Raw genomic sequence first — 16,796 nt, 5'->3', positions numbered from 1 at the left:
AGCGAGGGAGTCGGCCATGGCCGAGGCATACGTGGTGGAAGCGGTCCGCACGCCCGTCGGGCGGCGCCGGGGCGGGCTCGGCGCGGTCCATCCGGCCGACCTGGGCGCGCATGTCCTGAGGGAGCTGATGGCCCGCTCGGGCGCGGACCCCGCCGCGGTGGAGGACGTCGTCTTCGGCTGCCTCGACACCGTCGGGCCGCAGGCCGGGGACATCGCCCGCACCTGCTGGCTGGCGGCCGGGCTGCCCGAGGAGGTTCCGGGCGTGACGGTCGACCGGCAGTGCGGCTCCTCCCAGCAGGCCATCCACTTCGCCGCACAGGCCGTGCTCTCGGGCACCCAGGATCTGGTGGTCGCGGGCGGCGTCCAGAACATGACGCAGATCCCGATCGCCTTCGCCTCCCGCCAGGCCGCCGAACCACTGGGACTCACCCAGGGCCCGTTCGCGGGCAGCGAGGGCTGGCGCGCACGCTACGGCGACCAGCCCGTCAACCAGTTCCACGGCGCCGAACTCATCGCCGCCAAGTGGGGCATCACGCGCCACGACCAGGAGGAGTTCGCGCTGCGCTCCCACCGGCGGGCACTGCGCGCGATCGACGCGGGCTACTTCGAACGGGAGATCGTCCCCTACGGGACCGTCGCCGTCGACGAGGGCCCGCGCCGCGACACCTCGCTGGAGAAGATGGCCCAGCTTAAACCCGTCCTGGACGGCGGGACCGTCACCGCCGCCTGCTCCTCGCAGGTCTCCGACGGAGCGGCGGCCCTGCTGCTGGCCTCGGAACGCGCCGTCCATGAACACGGGCTGACCCCGCGCGCCCGGATCCACCACCTCTCGGTGCGCGGCGAAGACCCGATCCGCATGCTGTCCGCCCCGATCCCGGCGACCGCGCACGCCCTGAAGAAGACCGGCCTCACCCTCGACGACATCGACCTCGTCGAGATCAACGAGGCCTTTGCCCCGGTCGTCCTCGCCTGGCTCAAGGAGACCGGCGCCGACCCCGGCAGGGTCAACGTCAACGGCGGCGCCATCGCCCTCGGCCATCCGCTGGGTGCGACGGGCGCCCGCCTGATGACCACCCTGCTGCACGAACTCGAGCGCACCGGCGGACGCTTCGGCCTCCAGACGATGTGCGAGGGAGGCGGCCAGGCCAACGTCACGATCATCGAACGGCTCTGACCGGAACAGCACGGCCTCCGGGCCGCCACTGCCGCCGCCGCTGCCGCGGACCGGACGGTGGCAGCGGCCACGGAGGCCGCGCTGTCCGGTGACCACCTCGGTCAACCGGGTGATGCGGCCCCGGGTGCCGGCAGCGCACCGAGGGCCTCCCGGGCCTCGGCCATCACCCGATCGACCAGTTCCGCACACGACGGAAGGTCCTCGATGACACCGGCGACCTGTCCGGCAGCCATCACACCCAGATCCGTACGCCCGTCCACCATCGCCGACTTCAGCAGCATCGGCGTGTTCGCGGCGAGCAGGACCTGACTCCAGGACAGATCCCTGCCGTGCCTCATCGCCAGACCGTCGCGCACCATCTGAGACCACGTCAGCCCCGACAGCCCCCGAAAGCCCGCCGCACGGCGCACGGCCCGCAGCAGCGCCCGCGCCCGGCCCGCACGCTCCAGGGACTCCACCAGCGGCGTACGCAGCATCCGGTGCGGCAGACCGTCCACGGCCGTCGTCACGGTGATGTCCTTGACGGTCGCCGCCAGATACCTCTCCTTCACCGCGTCCGGGACCGTGGAGTCCGAGGTGAGCAGGAACCGCGTGCCCATGGCGATGCCCGCCGCCCCGTACGCCAGCGCCGCGACCAGACCCCGCCCGTCATGGAAGCCACCCGCCGCCACCACCGGGATGTCCACCGCGTCCACCACCTGCGGCAACAGCACCGTCGTCGCCACCTCGCCCGTATGACCTCCCCCCTCACCGCCCTGCACGATCACCGCGTCCGCACCCCAGGACGCCACCTTCTCGGCATGCCGGCGCGCACCCACGGACGGTACGACGACCACACCCGCATCCTTGAGACGGCCGATCAGCTCCCTGGACGGCGCCAGCGCGAAGGACGCCACCCGCACACCCTCCTCGACGATGATCCGCACCCGCTCACCCGCGTCCCCGGCGTCCGCGCGCAGATTCACCCCGAACGGGGCGCCGGTGCGCGACCGGACCTCCCGTATCGCCGCCCGCAGCTGATCGGGTGTCATGGTCGCGGAGGCCAGGATGCCCAGCGCCCCCGCGTTCGCCGCCGCGGACACCAGACGCGGGCCCGCGACCCATCCCATACCGGTCTGGACGACCGGATGACGGACACCGACGAGCCGGGTCAGCGCGGTCTCCATCAACACGCCCCGAGCGCACGCCCCGGGCCGGGCACCTCACGCTCCCGTATCTCCTGCGGATCGAGCACCTCGCGGATCAACCGCAGCTCCTGCGCCGTGGGCTCACGGGTGTACGGCACCGCCTCCGGGACGGTCAGCTCGAAGCCCGTCGCCTCCCGAACCTCCTCCACCGTCACCCCCGGGTGCAGCGAAGCCAGCCTCATCGAGCGGTCCGCGGTGGCGAAGTCGAAGACACCGAGGTCCGACACCACACACGGGATGCGGTGGAAGCGCGCGGTGGCCGGATGCAGGGCCGCCCGGTCGTAGCCCACCCCGCACACCATGTCGACCCGTTCGACGAACACCCGGCGCGAGTGCCTCGGTATCCAGTAACTGGTCGGATGGTTCAGCGTGTTGACCGGAGCACCACGAACCCCGAGCAACTGCCGCCGCGGCTGCTGCCACGCCCCGATGCAGGAGATGTTCTGGTTCCCGAAGCGGTCGATCTGGCTCGCGCCCATCATCACGTGCCGGCGCCCGCTGGTGGCCAGCGCCAGATGCTGCCGGTACGGCAGCCAGCCCTCCACCGTCCCGTCCGCGCCCACGAGCATCGCCTCACCATCGGTGAGCAGCAGATCGGGTGCGAAGGTGCGCCGGGCGAGCCGCGCCCCGATGGACGGCACCGTGCCCATCGGGCTCGCGAGGATCTCCCCCGCGTCGCGCCAGGCCTCGGCGCAGGCGATCACGCAGTACTCGGCACGGGTCGCCGCGCTCATGACCGCTCCCTGTGCCAGGCCCGGACGGCCGACTGGTATGCGTGCTCGTCGCCGCTGAGGAACCGCTCGGCGAACGACGGCCAGTCCGTGGCGGCGTAATGCCTCTGGAAGGCTTCGTCCCGCTCGTGGTCGGGCGCGCACGACGTGAAGTGCGCGCCGCCGGGGGCCTCCACCACACCGGTCACCGTGTGCCGTTTGACCAGCAGGGTCTGCGGCGTCGCCTCCTTGGTCAGCTCCGCCGTGTCCACGATCCGCTCGCACGACATGTAGGCCGCGTCCGCCGCCTCGCAGAACAGATCGTCGAAGTACGGGTCCGGGCCCAGGTACTGGCCGTTGCCCAGCCGGTCGGCACGGTTGACATGGATCAGGGCGGCGTCCATCCGAAGCGCGGGCATCGCGACGAACTCCTCCCGGACGCCTGCCCCGCTCCCGTCCCCGTCCCCGCCCACGGTGGAGAGCCACCCGTCCGTGTAGGGCGAAGTGACGGTCCGCAGGCCGGGGTTGATCCTCATCACGTCGGACCCGACGCCTGCCCGCACCGGCAGGAACGGCAGCCGGTTCGCCGCCGCGTGCAGGCCCCACATGAACATCGCCTCGTCGACCTCCACCAGCTCGAGCGTCCCGCTCTCACGGGCCGCGCGATAGTGCGGCTCCAGCGGCACCGTGTCGAGGGTCGCGAACGCCGCCACCAGCCGGCGGATCCGGCCCGCGGCGGTGAGCATCCCGACGTCCGGACCGCCGTACGACACCACCGTGAGATCGGTGACCCGGGAGCGGAGCAGCGCCCGCACCAGAGCCATCGGCTTACGGCGCGAACCCCAGCCGCCGATACCGACGGTCATACCGCTCTCCAGGCGTGAGACGGCCTCATCCGCCGTCATCGTCTTGTCCGTCATGTGCCCTCCTTCCCCAACTTCCCGGACTTCTCTGCTCTCCCGGAGTTCTCCGCTGTCCCGGACTTCTCTGCCTTCCCGGACTGCCCGAACGTGTTCCTGACGCGGTCGGCCACGCCGGTCAGATGTGCCTCGAACGTGAAGCCCTGCTCGAAGCGGTAGCTGCGCCGCACGTCCACCGGGTCGATCCCGTTGATCGCGGCCTTGGCGAGCCGCAGCAGCTCTCCGTCCTTGGCGGCGATCTCCCTGGCCAGCTCCAGGGCCGCCGCACCCAGTCCGTCCCGCGGCACGACCCGCCACACCGAGCCGTGCGCGTGCAACTCGGCAGCCGTCACCGTGCGCGAGGTGTAGTAGAGGGCGCGCATCAGATGCGGGGGGACCAGCCGTGCCAGATGCGTGGCGGCGCCCAGCGCGCCGCGGTCCAGCTCCGGCAGCCCGAAGACGGCGTCCTCGCTCGCGACGATCACGTCCGCGTTGCCGACCAGTCCTATCCCGCCGCCCAGGCAGAAGCCCTGCACGGCCGCCACGACCGGGACCTCGCACTCGTACACCGCGGCGAAAGCCTCGAAGCACCCGCGGTTCGCCCCGATCAGGGCACTGCCGCCCTGAGCCTGTATCTCCTTGATGTCCACACCCGCGTTGAAACCACGCCCCTGTGCGGCCAGGACGACACAGCGGACCTCCGGGTCGCGGCCCGCCGATCCGAGGGCATCGGCGAGGCCGAACCAGCCGGTCACCGGCAGCGCGTTCACCGGCGGGAAGTCGACCGTGACGACGGCGATCCCCTTTTCCGGGCGCGAGGTGGAGACACTCATGGGCGCATCAGCTACCTTTCCACCAAACGTTTGTTAGGTACGATTCGAAGCTAGCAGCCACCGCATCCCGACGGGAGAGCCTGTGGAAAACTCACGCGACGGGACCGCTCGAAGTCCGCGCGGCGAGAGCGCCGGGACTCTGCGGGGCCGGACCGCCGTCGTCACCGGAGGAACCCGCGGCGTCGGGGCCGGAATCGCCAGGGCCCTCGCCGAAGCCGGCGCCGACGTCGTGATCTGCGCCCGACGGCCCCCCGAAACCCCCGTCGAGGGAGCCGAGTTCGCCCGGCTCGACGTATGCGACCCGGCCGCCGTACAGGATTTCTTCGACGCACTGCCACGCCTCGACGTCCTGGTCAACAACGCGGGCGGCGCCCCCTACCGCCCCCTCGCCGACGCCGCCCCCGAACGGCACGCCCGCGTCGTCCGGCTCAACCTCATCGCCCCCCTGACCGTCTCCCTCGCCGCGTACGACCACCTCAAGCGGGCCAGAGGAACGGTCGTGATGATCGGCAGCGTCAGCGGCAGCCGCCCCTCACCCGGCACCGCCGCGTACGGGGCGGCCAAGGCGGGACTGGAGAACCTGGCCCGCTCCATGGCCGTGGAGTGGGCACCCGAGGTGCGCGTCAACACGCTCGTCGCGGGGATGGTCCGCACCGAGCTGTCCCATCTCCACTACGGCGGCGAGGACGGCGTCGCGGCCGTTGCCCGCACCGTCCCGCTCGGACGGCTCGCCGAACCGTCCGACATCGGCCGGGCCGCCGTCTTCCTCGCCTCGGACGCCGCCGCCTACATCACCGGTGCGAGCCTCCTCGTCCACGGGGGAGGGGAGCGCCCGGCGTTCCTCGACGCGGCGACCGCCGACCAGGAGCCGGCGAAGCCGGAAACGGACACGAACGGATGGGGTGACATGCCGTGACGGGTATCGCCGACGGCCGGGTAGTGATCGTCACCGGCGCGGGCCGCGGTCTCGGCCGCGCCCACGCCCTGGCATTCGCCGCCGAGGGCGCGAACGTCGTCGTCAACGACCTGGGGGTCGGCCTCGACGGCACACCGGACCCGGACAGCCCGGCCGCACGGGTCGTGGACGAGATCCGCGCGGCCGGCGGCGAGGCCACCGCCCATGCGGGCGACATCGCGACCGGCGAGGGCGCCGCGTCCCTCGTCGCGACCGCCCTCGAGGCGTACGGGCACCTCGACGCCCTCGTCAACAACGCCGGATTCCTGCGCGACCGGATGCTGGTCAACCTGGACGAGGACGACTGGGACGCCGTCGTGCGCGTCCACCTCAAGGGGCACTTCCTGCCGCTGAAACACGCGGCGGCGCACTGGCGGGCCGAGGCGAAGGCGGGCCGCACCCCGAGCGCCCGGGTCGTCAACACCAGCAGCGGAGCCGGCCTGCTCGGCTCGGTGGGCCAGGGCAACTACAGTGCGGCGAAAGCCGGGATCCTCGCACTGACGATGGTCGCGGCGGCGGAACTCGGGCGCTACGGCGTGCAGGTCAACGCCGTCGCCCCCGCCGCCCGCACCCGCATGACCGAGCGCACGTTCGCCGAGACGATGGCGGCGCCGGACACCGGCTTCGACGCGATGTCCCCCCAGAACGTCTCGCCTCTCGTCGTCTGGCTCGGCTCCGCCGCGAGCGAAGCGGTCACCGGCCGTGTGTTCGAGGTGGAGGGTGGCCGCATCACGGTCATGGAGGGCTGGCGCCCGGGCCCCACAGCGGACAAGAGCGCACGCTGGACACCGGCCGAGGCGGGGGAGACGGCCCGGAAACTCCTGGCCGCGGCGGAGCCGCCGGGAGCGGTGTACGGAGCTGAACAGCCGCCGGGCGACACCCGCCGGAGGCGGTCGGGCACGACGGGCCCTCCCTGCCCATGACGGGCGCGGCGGGCGTGACGACCGGCAAACGCGATGGCCGTGGCGGAGCCGAGTTCCCAGGATGCGCGCAACCGTATCGACCACCGCCACCCGCAGGAGCCCGCGCCGTGTCGAGAGAGCCGACGAATGGCGCCCCGGAGGCCCGGGACCGGCTCGTCGCCCGCTTCGGATCCGAAGTACCCGGATGGTGCGAGGCCCTGGCCGCCCTCGACGCCGTCCCCCGGATGTGCGCCGGGAGAACCGACGAGGGAACCCGCTTCCTCATCACCCTCGCCGCCGGCACATCCGCGACGTGACCCGGCAGGCCGGCCCCCGCCGCGCTCACCTCCCGGGCGCGCCCGCCGTACCGCCCCCGGCCGCCAGCAGATCCACTATCGCGGCATGCCCGGTCTGCATATCGTCCCCCGCACCCGGCCGCCCCTCACGCAACAGCGACACCTCGACGGTGACCGTGCCCGGCTCCTCCTCCCAGCGGCGCGTCACATACTCGTGCCCCGGCCCATGAGCGGCCTCCAGCCCCGCACGAAGCTCCGCCGCCACATCCAGCCCCGCCCAGCGCCGCGCCTCCGCGAGCGCCTCGTCCCGCCCCCGCGCCCCATGGTCCACAAGAGCCCGCACACAACCGGGAGAACCACGGCGGGCCGCCGCGACCAGCGGGAACTCGCCCGAGGGCCCGGGCAGATCCGGATCCGCGCCCGCAGCCAGCAGCACCCGGACCACCTCCGCACACCCCCGCCGCACCGCCCACGTCAGCGCCCGGAACCCGTACTCCTCCTCCAGATCCGGCGCCGCCCCGGCCGCCAGCAGCGCCCGTACCACATCTGTATGGCCCCCGCAGGCGGCACCGCACAGCGGGGCGTCGGCGCCCGCGCTGAGCCGGTCGGGATCCGCGCCGGCCGCCAGCAGCAGCCGTACGACGCCCGGCGCGTCACCCACCGCCGCCGCATACAGGGCCGTCTGGCCCTCCGCGTCGGCCGACTCGGGACTCACCCCCGAACGCAGCAGCCGTACGACCGTGTCCTCGTCCCCCTCGTACACGGCCGTGAAAAGATCCGGTTCGTGCACCGCCGTGAAAGACTCCGGCGGCTCGTGCGTGTTCATACTCCGACCCTCGCCCGCCGAACGGCGCGCAGGCAAAGACATTCCAGGTGTTCCGGGTCACCCCCGACCCGCCCAGCACACGGCACCCGGCGGCGGCCCCGCATCAGGTGTCGCACTCCAGCACCGTCCGGCACAGCCCGCAACGAGCCCGCACCCGCCCCCGCACCGGCACCCTGATCCGCTGATGACACGTCGGACAGGGAAAAGTGACACGCAGCGATCCCGGACCCGCAAAGGTGCTGAAGGAATACGAGGCCCCCGCACACGGGCCGGGCACGGAACGGTCCTCGGCATGACGGCGGTCCCTGGCATAACGGCGGCGACCCGCCCATCCCGCCGCCGTCAGCGGCGGCTGCTGCTCGTCACGGCGAGCCAGCGCCATCCCCTTCGTATACGCCGTGTACGCCTGCGGACTCGTGAACCACACCGCAGGATCCTCACCGAACACGAGCGCCCGCTTCGCGAGGACATAGCCGAACTCCTCCGGAGTCAGATAGCCGAGCTTCTGCGACGACACCCGGTCCTCCCGGAAGGCGTCCAGCAGCAGCCAGCCCGCACCCAGATACGTCGTCGCCGTGTCCGTGAGGATCTCGTTGTCCCGCGTGCCCGGAAAGGACAGGCCCAGACGATGCAGATAGACATGCATCACCTCATGCGCCAGCGCCGCGCCGATGTCCCGGCGATGCGTGCGGAACCGGTCGTTCAGCTCGATGAAATACTCGGGGCCCGAGGTGAGTTCGACGTTCGCCGCATGCGTCATCTCACGGAAACCGACGACCATCCGGGCATCCGGAAGCCGGAAATGCCGCACCAGTTCCCGCGCCACCCGCTGCGCACCCAGATGCAGGTCGTCCTGGTCGCAGAACGCCACATCGGCGGGCATCACGCTCGACGCAAAAGCGTGGACCGTGTCGTACGACAACCGCTTGTACAAAGCGGTGATCGCAGCCCGCACCGTGTCCAGATGCGGATATCCATGCTCCACCGGCCCGCCGTTCGCCACGTCCGCACCCCCTGAAGACGCCAGCACTGCCTCCACTGTAGGCGCCCCCGCCCACGACGGCCGGGCACGACCGGCGGCAACCTCACCGCCACGGCCCCACAGCACGCCCCGGAACGCACCCCGGAGCGCGGCCCGCGACGACCGCGCACGATCCGCACTCCGGACAAGGACGATCAGGCACCGGAGCGCCCCGTAGGGTGGTCCGCCATGACCACCCGACACACCGCCGCCGGAGACGTCGACCCGGCCGTTCGTGCCGAACTCGCCCGGCTGCGTGACAGCATCGACAACATCGACGCCGCCGTCGTCCACATGCTCGCCGAGCGCTTCAAATGCACCCAGCAGGTCGGCCACCTCAAGGCCGCCCACCAGCTGCCGCCCGCCGACCCGGCCCGCGAGGCGGCCCAGATCGACCGGCTGCGCAGCCTCGCCGAAAGCGCCAAACTCGACCCCGCCTTCGCGGAGAAGCTCCTCAACTTCATCATCGCCGAGGTCATCCGCCACCACGAGCGCATCGCCGAGGACACCACGACCACCGCCGAAGCCCCGGGGGAGTGACCCCGCACAGCCGGCCGACCGGCCGTCGCGGGACACCCCACGGCGCCACACCGCGCACGCAGGCCGGCCGGCACCCCTTTGCACCGAACCCTCCTGTCCCCGCCACGGACACACCCCACGGAGGATGAGGCGCGGACATCACAAGAGCCGGACACAGAGGATGCGCCGGACCGCCCCAGTGCCCTGCCGGCGCCATCAGGCAGCATGTCCCGCATGTCCGTACTGACACGCAACGAAGCGCAGACCCGCGCCCGGCTCCTCGACGTCCACCGCTACGACATCGACCTCGACCTCACGCGAGGCGAAGACACCTTCGACTCCCGCACCATCATCCACTTCACCGTGCGCCGAGACCAGGCAACCCCGGACACCTTCGTCGAACTCAAGCCCGCCGAACTGCGCTCCGCCACCCTCGACGGACACCCCCTCGACCCCGACACCCTCACCGAAAACCGCCTGCCACTGACCGGCCTCACACCCGGCGAACACGAACTGCGCATCGACGCCGCCATGCGCTACTCCCACACCGGCGAAGGCATGCACCGCTTCACCGACCCCACCGACGGCGAAACCTACGTCTACACCCAGCTCTTCATGGACGACGTCCAACGCGTCTTCGCCGCCTTCGACCAACCCGACCTCAAAGCCGCCTTCGACCTCACCGTCAAAGCACCCCAAGGCTGGAGCGTCCTCGCCAACGGCATCACCACCCACCACGGCGACGGCACCTGGCACGCCGCCACCACCCCCCTCATCTCCACCTACCTCGTCGCCATCGCCGCCGGCCCCTGGCACTCCCTCCACACCGAACACCGCGGACTGCCCTTCGGCATCCACTGCCGCCGCTCCCTCGCCCCCCACCTCGACACCGACGCGGACGAACTCTTCGAGATCACCCGCCAGTGCTTCGACCGCTACCACGAAAAATTCGAAGAACCCTACCCCTTCGACTCCTACGACCAGGCATTCGTCCCCGAATTCAACGACGTAGCCATGGAAAGCCCCGGCCTCGTCACCTTCCGCGACGAATTCGTCTACCGCTCCGCTGTCACCGACACCCAACGCCAGACCCGCGCCATGGTCATCGCCCACGAAATGGCCCACATGTGGTTCGGCGACCTCGTCACCCTCCAATGGTGGGACGACATCTGGCTCAACGAGTCCTTCGCCGAATACATGGGTTACCAGACCCTCACCGAAGCCACCCGCTTCACCGACACCTGGACCGACTTCGGCATCACCCGCAAAGCCTGGGGATACGACGCCGACCAACGCCCCTCCACCCACCCCGTCGCCCCCGACGCCGTCCACGACACAGCCTCCGCACTCCTCAACTTCGACGGCATCTCCTACGCAAAGGGAGCCTCCGCACTACGGCAACTCGTGGCCTGGATCGGCGAAAAAGACTTCCTCGCCGGCATCAACACCCACTTCACCCGCCACCGCTTCGGCAACGCCACCCTCGCCGACTTCATCGACTCCCTCGCCGGCACCACCGAACGCGACGTCCACGCCTGGGCCGACGCCTGGCTGCGCACCACCGGAGTCGACACCCTCACCCCCCACCTCACCCACGCCGACAACGGCACCACCACCCTCACCATCGACCACAACGGCACTCGCCCCCACCGCATCACCATCGGCCTCTACGACCACGACCACACCCCCACCGGCACCCGCGGCCTCACCCTGCGCGAACGCCTCGACCTCGACATCCCCCAAACAGCCCCACAAACCCTCGCCAAGCCCCCCGCCCTGCTCCTCCTCAACGACGGCGACCTCACCTACGCCAAGATCCGCCTCGACCCCGAATCCTTCCAGGCAGTCCGAGACACCCTCTCCGGCCTGCCCGAACCACTCACCCGCGCCGTCGTCTGGAACGCCCTGCGCGACGCCGTCCGCGACGGCCACCTCCCCGCCACCACCTACCTCGAAACAGCCCGCACCCACCTCCCCCACGAAACCGACCTCGCCCTCGTGGAAGGCGTCCTCACCTTCGCCACCACCCACATCACCGACCGCCTCCTCCACCCCCACCAACGGCCCGCCGCACAGGCCACCCTCACCGCCCTGTGCCGCGACCTCATCCGCCGCACCGAAGACGGCTCCCACCCCGGCCTGCGCCTGATCGCCGTACGACACCTCACCGACACCGCGGCCCACCCCGACACCATCGCCGCCTGGCTCGCCGACGGCACCGTACCCGGCGGACCCGAACTCGACCCCGAACTACGCTGGCGCATCCTGTGCAGGCTCGCCGTCCTCGGCGCCACCGACGAGACCGCCATCACCGCCGAACTCGACCACGACCCCAGCGCCACCGGCCAGGAAGGCGCCGCCCGCTGCCGCGCCGCCCTCCCCGACCCCGACGCCAAACGACGCGCCTGGCAAGCCATGTTCACCACCGACGACCTGTCCAACTACCTGTTCACCGCCACCGCACAAGGCTTCTGGCAGCCCGAACAGACCGGCCTCCTGAACGAGTACGCCGACCGCTACTGGACCGACGCACCCGCCGTCGCCGCCCGCCGCGGCCCCACCATCGCCGCCCTCGCAGGTCGCAACGCCTTCCCCCGGTACGCCATCGACGCCACAACCCTGCGCCGCGGCGAACAGTGCCTCGACGAAGCCGACCTCACCCCGGCACTGCGCCGCAAACTCATCGACGAACTGGACGACCTCGCCCGCGCCCTGCGCATCCGCGAGGCATAGCCCCCCGGCACCCAGGCCGGCGCCACAAACCCGCGCCGGCCAGGGACCCACCGGCACGGGACCCACCGGCACGGGGCCACCACCGGCCCAGGGCACCCCCCCAAGCTCGGGCCCCAGGGGGCGCACACACAGCGCATCAGAGCACCTCCACCGCCACACAGCGCACACGCCCCCACGACAGCGCACACTCCCCGACCACACCACGCGATACCCCCATTCGCGTCGGCTCGTTGTTCCAGGCGGACGGGCCCAACCTCCACACACAGGCCCGGCCCCCGCCGCCCGCCTGGAGGACACCCCATGAGCCTGCCGCCCCTCGCCTCAGGACCCCAAGGCCCCCACGCCCTGCGGCCCCTGCTCGACACCGTCCTCCACGCCCTCGAACAAGGCACCCGCGCACGAGGCGGCCCCCTCCCCGCCGGAGGACCCCGATCAGTCACCGCCCGACTGCAAACAGCCCTGGGCGACGTACTCCCCCACAAAGGCGACCCCGACGCCGCCGCAACCCTCATCCGCACCCTCGCCGAAGGCGCCGCCGACCCCGCCCACCCCCTCTGCGCCGCCCACCTGCACTGCCCACCCCTCGCCATCGCCACCGCAGCCGACCTCGCCGCAGCCGTCCTCAACCCCTCCCTCGACTCCTGGGACCAAGCACCCTCCGCCTCCACCCTCGAAACCCTCGTCACACAAACCCTCGCCCAAACCGTCTACAACAACACAAACACCCACACCACACCACCAGCCGACTGCCTCGTCACCACCGGCGGCACCGAATCCAACCAACTCGCCCTCCTCCTCGCCCGCGAAACCCACCCCGGCACCCGCCTCATCTGCGGACAAGCAGCCCATCACTCCCTCACCCGCGCCGCCTGGCTCCTCGGCCTCCCCGACCCCATCGTCATCCCCACCCCACACGGCACCCTCGACCCCGCCACCCTCGCCACCACCCTCACCACACAACCCGGCCCCCACCTCGTCGCCGCCACCGCAGGCACCACCGACGCCGGACTCATCGACCCACTGCCCCAGATCGCCGACCTCTGCACCACCCACCGCGCCCGCCTCCACATCGACGCCGCCTACGGAGGCGGACTCCTCTTCAGCCAACACCACCGCACCAAACTCACCGGCCTCGACCGCGCCCACACCGTCACCCTCGACCTTCACAAACTCGGCTGGCAACCAGTAGCCGCCGGCCTCCTCGCCATCAAAAACCCCCACGACCTCCAAGCCCTGCGCCACCACGCCGACTACCTCAACGCCGACGACGACACCCAAGCAGGCATCCCCGACCTCCTCGGACGCTCCCTCCGCACCACCCGACGCCCCGACATCCTCAAAATCGCCATCACCCTCAAAACCCTCGGCCGCACCGGACTCGCCACCCTCGTCGACCAGGTCTGCACACTCGCACACCAACTCGCCGACCTCATCCAGGCACACCCCGCCCTCGAACTCCACGCCGCGCCCACCATCAGCACGGTCCTCTTCCGGCCCCGCAGAGCAACCGACCACACCGTCGCCGCCATCCGCCGCACCCTCCTCCACAACGGCCACGCCGTCCTCGGCCGCGCCCACATCGACGGCCGCCTCTGGCTCAAAGCCACCCTCCTCAACCCCCACACCCAGCCCGGCGACCTCACCACACTCCTGCACCTGGTGGAAGGAACCACACCCCGATGACCACCCCACCCCACCGAACCCCCCAAACCCCCCGCCACCTGCTAGGCATCGGCATCGGCCCGTTCAACCTCTCCCTCGCCGCCCTCGCCCACCCCCTCACCGGACTCGACACCGCCTTCTACGAACAACGCCCCGGCTTCGACTGGCACCCCGGCCTCCTCATCGACGGCGCCACCCTCCAAGTCCCCTTCCTCGCCGACCTGGTCACCCTCGCCGACCCCACCAACCCCTGGACCTTCCTCAACTACCTAAAAACCCGCGACCGGCTCTTCCCCTTCTACTTCGCCGAACGCTTCCACATCCAGCGCGCCGAATACGACGCCTACTGCCGATGGGTCTCCAGCAACCTCCCCACACTCCACTTCAGCCACCAAGTCGACGCCGTCCGCTGGAACCACCGGACAAAAACCTTCGAAGTCGACTACACCCGTCTCGCACACGACGGATCAGCCCAAGCCCTCGGCCGCACCCACGCACACAACATCGTCCTAGGCGTCGGCACCGAACCCCACATTCCCGAGAACCTGCAACCCCTCGTCGCCACCCACGGCGTACCCGTCATCCACGCCGCCGACTACCTCCGCTACCGCACAACCTTCCTCACCGCCCGCCACATCACCGTCGTCGGCGCCGGCCAATCAGGCGCCGAAGTCTTCCTCGACCTCCTCCGCCACCGCCCCATCGGCCAGGAACACATCCACTGGATCGCCAGAACCGAAGCATTCGCCCCCATGGAGTACTCCAAACTCGGCCTCGAACACTTCACCCCCGACTACACGCGCTACTTCCACGCACTCGCCGAACCCGTACGCGACCGACTCGTCTCCGCCCAATGGCAACTCCACAAAGGCATCGACTCCGACACCATCGCCGCCATCCACGACGAGCTCTACCGCCGCACCCTCCACGGAGGCTGGCCCGACGCCACCCTCACCCCCGGCGTCCGCCTCCACACCGCCACACGCACCACCGGCCCCCGCATCGAACTCCACCTCGAACACATCCAGCAGAACATCCGCACAACCCTCACCACCGACGCCGTGGTCCTCGCCACCGGCTACCGCGAACGCCCCCTCGGCCGCATCCTCGCCGGACTCGACCCCCACCTCGACCGCGACAACAGCGGACGCCCCCGCATCGACGACCAGTTCCGCATGATCCTCCACCCCACCGTCACCGGATCCGTCTACGTCCAGAACGCCGAACTCCACACCCACGGAGTAGGCACCCCCGACCTCGGCCTCGCCGCCTGGCGCAGCGCCACCATCCTCAACACCCTCACCGGAAAAGAGCCCTACCCACTGCCCAGACGAACCGCCTTCACCTCCTTCGGACTCCAAGAACCCCAGCAGAACCAACACCTCGACGGCATCCCCGCCGCCCGGCAACCCACCGACCTCACACCACTCATCGACCAGCGATAGACGAAACCAGTCACACACGGTCACGAGAATGAGCGGCGCGCTCCGGAAAAGAACACCGAAAAACCACCGGGATGCTCATCAGAGCGCGTCGCCGCACAATTCAACACTTGTCAATAACGCTTCACTTAAAGGTTGTTGGCTGGTCATGCCACACCAATTCTCTACCCGCCGGTAAGGCATACCCTCAACCCATGCGCCGAGCAAAGATCGTCTGCACACTGGGCCCCGCCACCCACACGTACGACCAGATCAAGGCACTGATCGAAGCCGGAATGGACCTGGCCCGCTTCAACCTCAGCCACGGCACCCACGCCGAACACGAAGAGCGCTACCACCACGTACGCAAGGCCTCCGACGCAACCGGCCGTACCATCGGAATCCTCGCAGACCTTCAAGGCCCGAAGATCAGACTCGGACACTTCACCGAAGGCCCCGTACTCCTCGAACCCGGCGACACCTTCACCATCACCGTCGAAGAAGGCATCCAAGGCAACCGCCACACCTGCGGAACCACCTACCCCGGACTCGCCACCGACGTCACCCCCGGTGAACGCATCCTCGTGGACGACGGCAAAGTCACCCTCCAAGTCACCGCCATCGACGGCCCCCGCGTCCACACCACCGTCATCGAAGGCGGCATCATCTCCGACCACAAAGGCCTCAACCTCCCCGGAGCCGCCGTCTCCGTACCCGCCCTCACCAAAAAAGACGAAGACGACCTCCGCTGGGCCCTCCGCACCGGCTGCGACATCATCGCCCTCTCCTTCGTCCGCAGCGGCCACGACATCAAAGACGTCCACCGCATCATGGAAGAAGAAGACCGCCACCTCCCCGTCATCGCCAAAGTAGAAAAACCCCAAGCCGTCCAGAACATCGACGAGATCGTCACCGCCTTCGACGGCATCATGGTCGCCCGCGGCGACCTCGGCGTCGAAATGCCCCTCGAACAAGTACCCATCGTCCAAAAACGCGCCATCAAACTCGCCAAACGCAACGCCAAACCCGTCATCGTCGCCACACAGATGCTCGACTCCATGATCGACCACGCACGCCCCACCAGAGCCGAAGCCTCAGACGTCGCCAACGCGATCATCGACGGCACCGACGCGGTCATGCTCTCCGGCGAAACCAGCATCGGAAACCACCCCACCGAAACCGTCACCACCATGGCCCGCATCGTCACCGCAGCCGAAGAAGACATCCTCGCCACAGGCCTCCCACCCCTCACCGACAACAACAAACCACGCACCCAAGGCGGAGCCGTCGCCCGCGCCGCAGCCGAGATCGGCGACTTCCTCGGAGCCAGATTCCTCGTCGCCTTCACCCAGTCGGGCGACACCGCCCGCCGCCTCTCCCGCTACCGCTCACCCATCCCACTCCTCGCCTTCACCCCCGAACCCGCCACACGCTCCCAGCTCAACCTCACCTGGGGCATCGAAACCTTCCTGGGCCCCCACGTCGACTCCACCGACGCCATGGTCGACCAGGTGGACGAACTGCTCCTGAAGTACGGCCGCTGCAAGAAGGGCGACATCGTGGTGATCACGGCGGGCTCCCCGCCCGGGGTGTCGGGCTCCACGAACATGGTGCGCGTCCACCACATCGGCGAGGACGACAGCCCCAGGTAGCCGCCG

General features: G+C 70.2%; 15 protein-coding genes. 9 read left to right on the top strand and 6 right to left on the bottom strand.

Features of this window, described 5'->3' with window-relative positions:
• Positions 1–16 precede the first annotated feature (16 nt).
• Positions 17–1,174, top strand: a complete 1,158-nt coding sequence (locus ABZ845_RS00910) for an acetyl-CoA C-acetyltransferase (protein WP_360971418.1) — start codon at positions 17–19, stop codon at positions 1,172–1,174.
• A gap of 101 nt (positions 1,175–1,275) precedes the next feature.
• Here ABZ845_RS00910 and ABZ845_RS00905 read toward each other — a convergent pair whose 3' ends face one another.
• Genes ABZ845_RS00905 through ABZ845_RS00890 form a run of 4 tightly spaced genes read right to left on the bottom strand, consistent with a single transcriptional unit; the run spans position 1,276 to position 4,803 of the window.
• A complete protein-coding gene (locus ABZ845_RS00905) occupies positions 1,276–2,340 on the bottom strand; it encodes a nitronate monooxygenase (RefSeq protein WP_360972404.1) in 1,065 nt (354 codons plus the stop codon).
• Positions 2,340–3,095 carry a CoA-transferase gene (locus ABZ845_RS00900; protein ID WP_360971415.1) on the bottom strand — a complete coding sequence of 252 codons (756 nt, stop codon included), beginning with the start codon at positions 3,093–3,095 and terminating at the stop codon, positions 2,340–2,342. Before ABZ845_RS00900 ends, ABZ845_RS00905 begins: the two co-directional genes overlap by 1 nt.
• Positions 3,092–3,937 carry a CoA-transferase gene (locus tag ABZ845_RS00895; protein ID WP_360972402.1) on the bottom strand — a complete coding sequence of 282 codons (846 nt, stop codon included), beginning with the start codon at positions 3,935–3,937 and terminating at the stop codon, positions 3,092–3,094. The genes ABZ845_RS00900 and ABZ845_RS00895 overlap by 4 nt, the downstream gene beginning before the upstream one ends.
• 50 nt (positions 3,938–3,987) lie before the next feature.
• A complete protein-coding gene (locus ABZ845_RS00890) occupies positions 3,988–4,803 on the bottom strand; it encodes an enoyl-CoA hydratase family protein (protein WP_360971412.1) in 816 nt (271 codons plus the stop codon).
• A gap of 139 nt (positions 4,804–4,942) precedes the next feature.
• Between ABZ845_RS00890 and ABZ845_RS00885 the strand changes: the two genes are divergently transcribed.
• The 3 genes from ABZ845_RS00885 (at position 4,943) to ABZ845_RS00875 (ending at position 6,977) form a co-directional block, all read left to right on the top strand.
• Positions 4,943–5,719: an SDR family oxidoreductase gene (locus tag ABZ845_RS00885; RefSeq protein WP_360972400.1), complete on the top strand. Its 777-nt coding sequence runs from the start codon at positions 4,943–4,945 to the stop codon at positions 5,717–5,719.
• On the top strand, positions 5,716–6,681 hold the full coding sequence (locus tag ABZ845_RS00880) for an SDR family oxidoreductase (protein WP_360971410.1): 966 nt from the start codon (positions 5,716–5,718) through the stop codon (positions 6,679–6,681). The genes ABZ845_RS00885 and ABZ845_RS00880 overlap by 4 nt, the downstream gene beginning before the upstream one ends.
• 107 nt (positions 6,682–6,788) lie before the next feature.
• On the top strand, positions 6,789–6,977 hold the full coding sequence (locus ABZ845_RS00875) for a hypothetical protein (RefSeq protein ID WP_360971407.1): 189 nt from the start codon (positions 6,789–6,791) through the stop codon (positions 6,975–6,977).
• 25 nt (positions 6,978–7,002) lie between these two features.
• Here ABZ845_RS00875 and ABZ845_RS00870 read toward each other — a convergent pair whose 3' ends face one another.
• A complete protein-coding gene (locus ABZ845_RS00870; RefSeq protein ID WP_360971404.1) occupies positions 7,003–7,782 on the bottom strand; it encodes an ankyrin repeat domain-containing protein in 780 nt (259 codons plus the stop codon).
• Positions 7,783–7,885: 103 nt separating this feature from the next.
• Complete coding sequence (locus tag ABZ845_RS00865) at positions 7,886–8,785, bottom strand: hypothetical protein (protein WP_360972398.1); 900 nt, start codon at positions 8,783–8,785, stop codon at positions 7,886–7,888.
• Between the two features lie 207 nt (positions 8,786–8,992).
• Between ABZ845_RS00865 and ABZ845_RS00860 the strand changes: the two genes are divergently transcribed.
• The 5 genes from ABZ845_RS00860 (at position 8,993) to pyk (ending at position 16,790) form a co-directional block, all read left to right on the top strand.
• Positions 8,993–9,343 (top strand): chorismate mutase, encoded by a 351-nt coding sequence (locus tag ABZ845_RS00860; RefSeq protein WP_360971401.1) that lies wholly within the window; start codon positions 8,993–8,995, stop codon positions 9,341–9,343.
• Positions 9,344–9,547: 204 nt separating this feature from the next.
• The gene (pepN, locus tag ABZ845_RS00855) at positions 9,548–12,055 is read left to right on the top strand and encodes an aminopeptidase N (protein ID WP_360971398.1); all 2,508 of its coding nucleotides are present in this window, start codon (positions 9,548–9,550) and stop codon (positions 12,053–12,055) included.
• A 300-nt stretch (positions 12,056–12,355) separates the two neighbouring features.
• Positions 12,356–13,738, top strand: coding sequence for an aminotransferase class V-fold PLP-dependent enzyme (locus tag ABZ845_RS00850; protein WP_360971395.1), 1,383 nt, complete (start codon positions 12,356–12,358; stop codon positions 13,736–13,738).
• Positions 13,735–15,162 carry a SidA/IucD/PvdA family monooxygenase gene (locus ABZ845_RS00845; protein ID WP_360971392.1) on the top strand — a complete coding sequence of 476 codons (1,428 nt, stop codon included), beginning with the start codon at positions 13,735–13,737 and terminating at the stop codon, positions 15,160–15,162. Before ABZ845_RS00850 ends, ABZ845_RS00845 begins: the two co-directional genes overlap by 4 nt.
• A 191-nt stretch (positions 15,163–15,353) precedes the next feature.
• Complete coding sequence (gene pyk / locus ABZ845_RS00840; RefSeq protein ID WP_360971390.1) at positions 15,354–16,790, top strand: pyruvate kinase; 1,437 nt, start codon at positions 15,354–15,356, stop codon at positions 16,788–16,790.
• Positions 16,791–16,796 lie beyond the last annotated feature (6 nt).

The sequence above is a fragment of the Streptomyces sp. NPDC047022 genome (assembly GCF_040644155.1).
Taxonomy (GTDB): Bacteria; Actinomycetota; Actinomycetes; order Streptomycetales; family Streptomycetaceae; genus Streptomyces.
Note: the sequence above shows the minus strand (reverse complement) of the source record. Positions and strands in the feature narration are given on the sequence as shown.

Excerpts from the sequence above, each read along its gene's own strand:
- ABZ845_RS00910 (WP_360971418.1), top strand. The coding sequence starts at position 17 with ATGGCCGAGGCATACGTGGTGGAAGCGGTCCGCACGCCCGTCGGGCGG.
- ABZ845_RS00905 (WP_360972404.1), bottom strand. The coding sequence starts at position 2,340 with ATGGAGACCGCGCTGACCCGGCTCGTCGGTGTCCGTCATCCGGTCGTC.
- ABZ845_RS00900 (WP_360971415.1), bottom strand. The coding sequence starts at position 3,095 with ATGAGCGCGGCGACCCGTGCCGAGTACTGCGTGATCGCCTGCGCCGAG.
- ABZ845_RS00895 (WP_360972402.1), bottom strand. The coding sequence starts at position 3,937 with ATGACCGTCGGTATCGGCGGCTGGGGTTCGCGCCGTAAGCCGATGGCT.
- ABZ845_RS00890 (WP_360971412.1), bottom strand. The coding sequence starts at position 4,803 with ATGAGTGTCTCCACCTCGCGCCCGGAAAAGGGGATCGCCGTCGTCACG.
- ABZ845_RS00870 (WP_360971404.1), bottom strand. The coding sequence starts at position 7,782 with ATGAACACGCACGAGCCGCCGGAGTCTTTCACGGCGGTGCACGAACCG.
- ABZ845_RS00860 (WP_360971401.1), top strand. The coding sequence starts at position 8,993 with ATGACCACCCGACACACCGCCGCCGGAGACGTCGACCCGGCCGTTCGT.
- pepN (WP_360971398.1), top strand. The coding sequence starts at position 9,548 with ATGTCCCGCATGTCCGTACTGACACGCAACGAAGCGCAGACCCGCGCC.
- ABZ845_RS00850 (WP_360971395.1), top strand. The coding sequence starts at position 12,356 with ATGAGCCTGCCGCCCCTCGCCTCAGGACCCCAAGGCCCCCACGCCCTG.
- ABZ845_RS00845 (WP_360971392.1), top strand. The coding sequence starts at position 13,735 with ATGACCACCCCACCCCACCGAACCCCCCAAACCCCCCGCCACCTGCTA.
- pyk (WP_360971390.1), top strand. The coding sequence starts at position 15,354 with ATGCGCCGAGCAAAGATCGTCTGCACACTGGGCCCCGCCACCCACACG.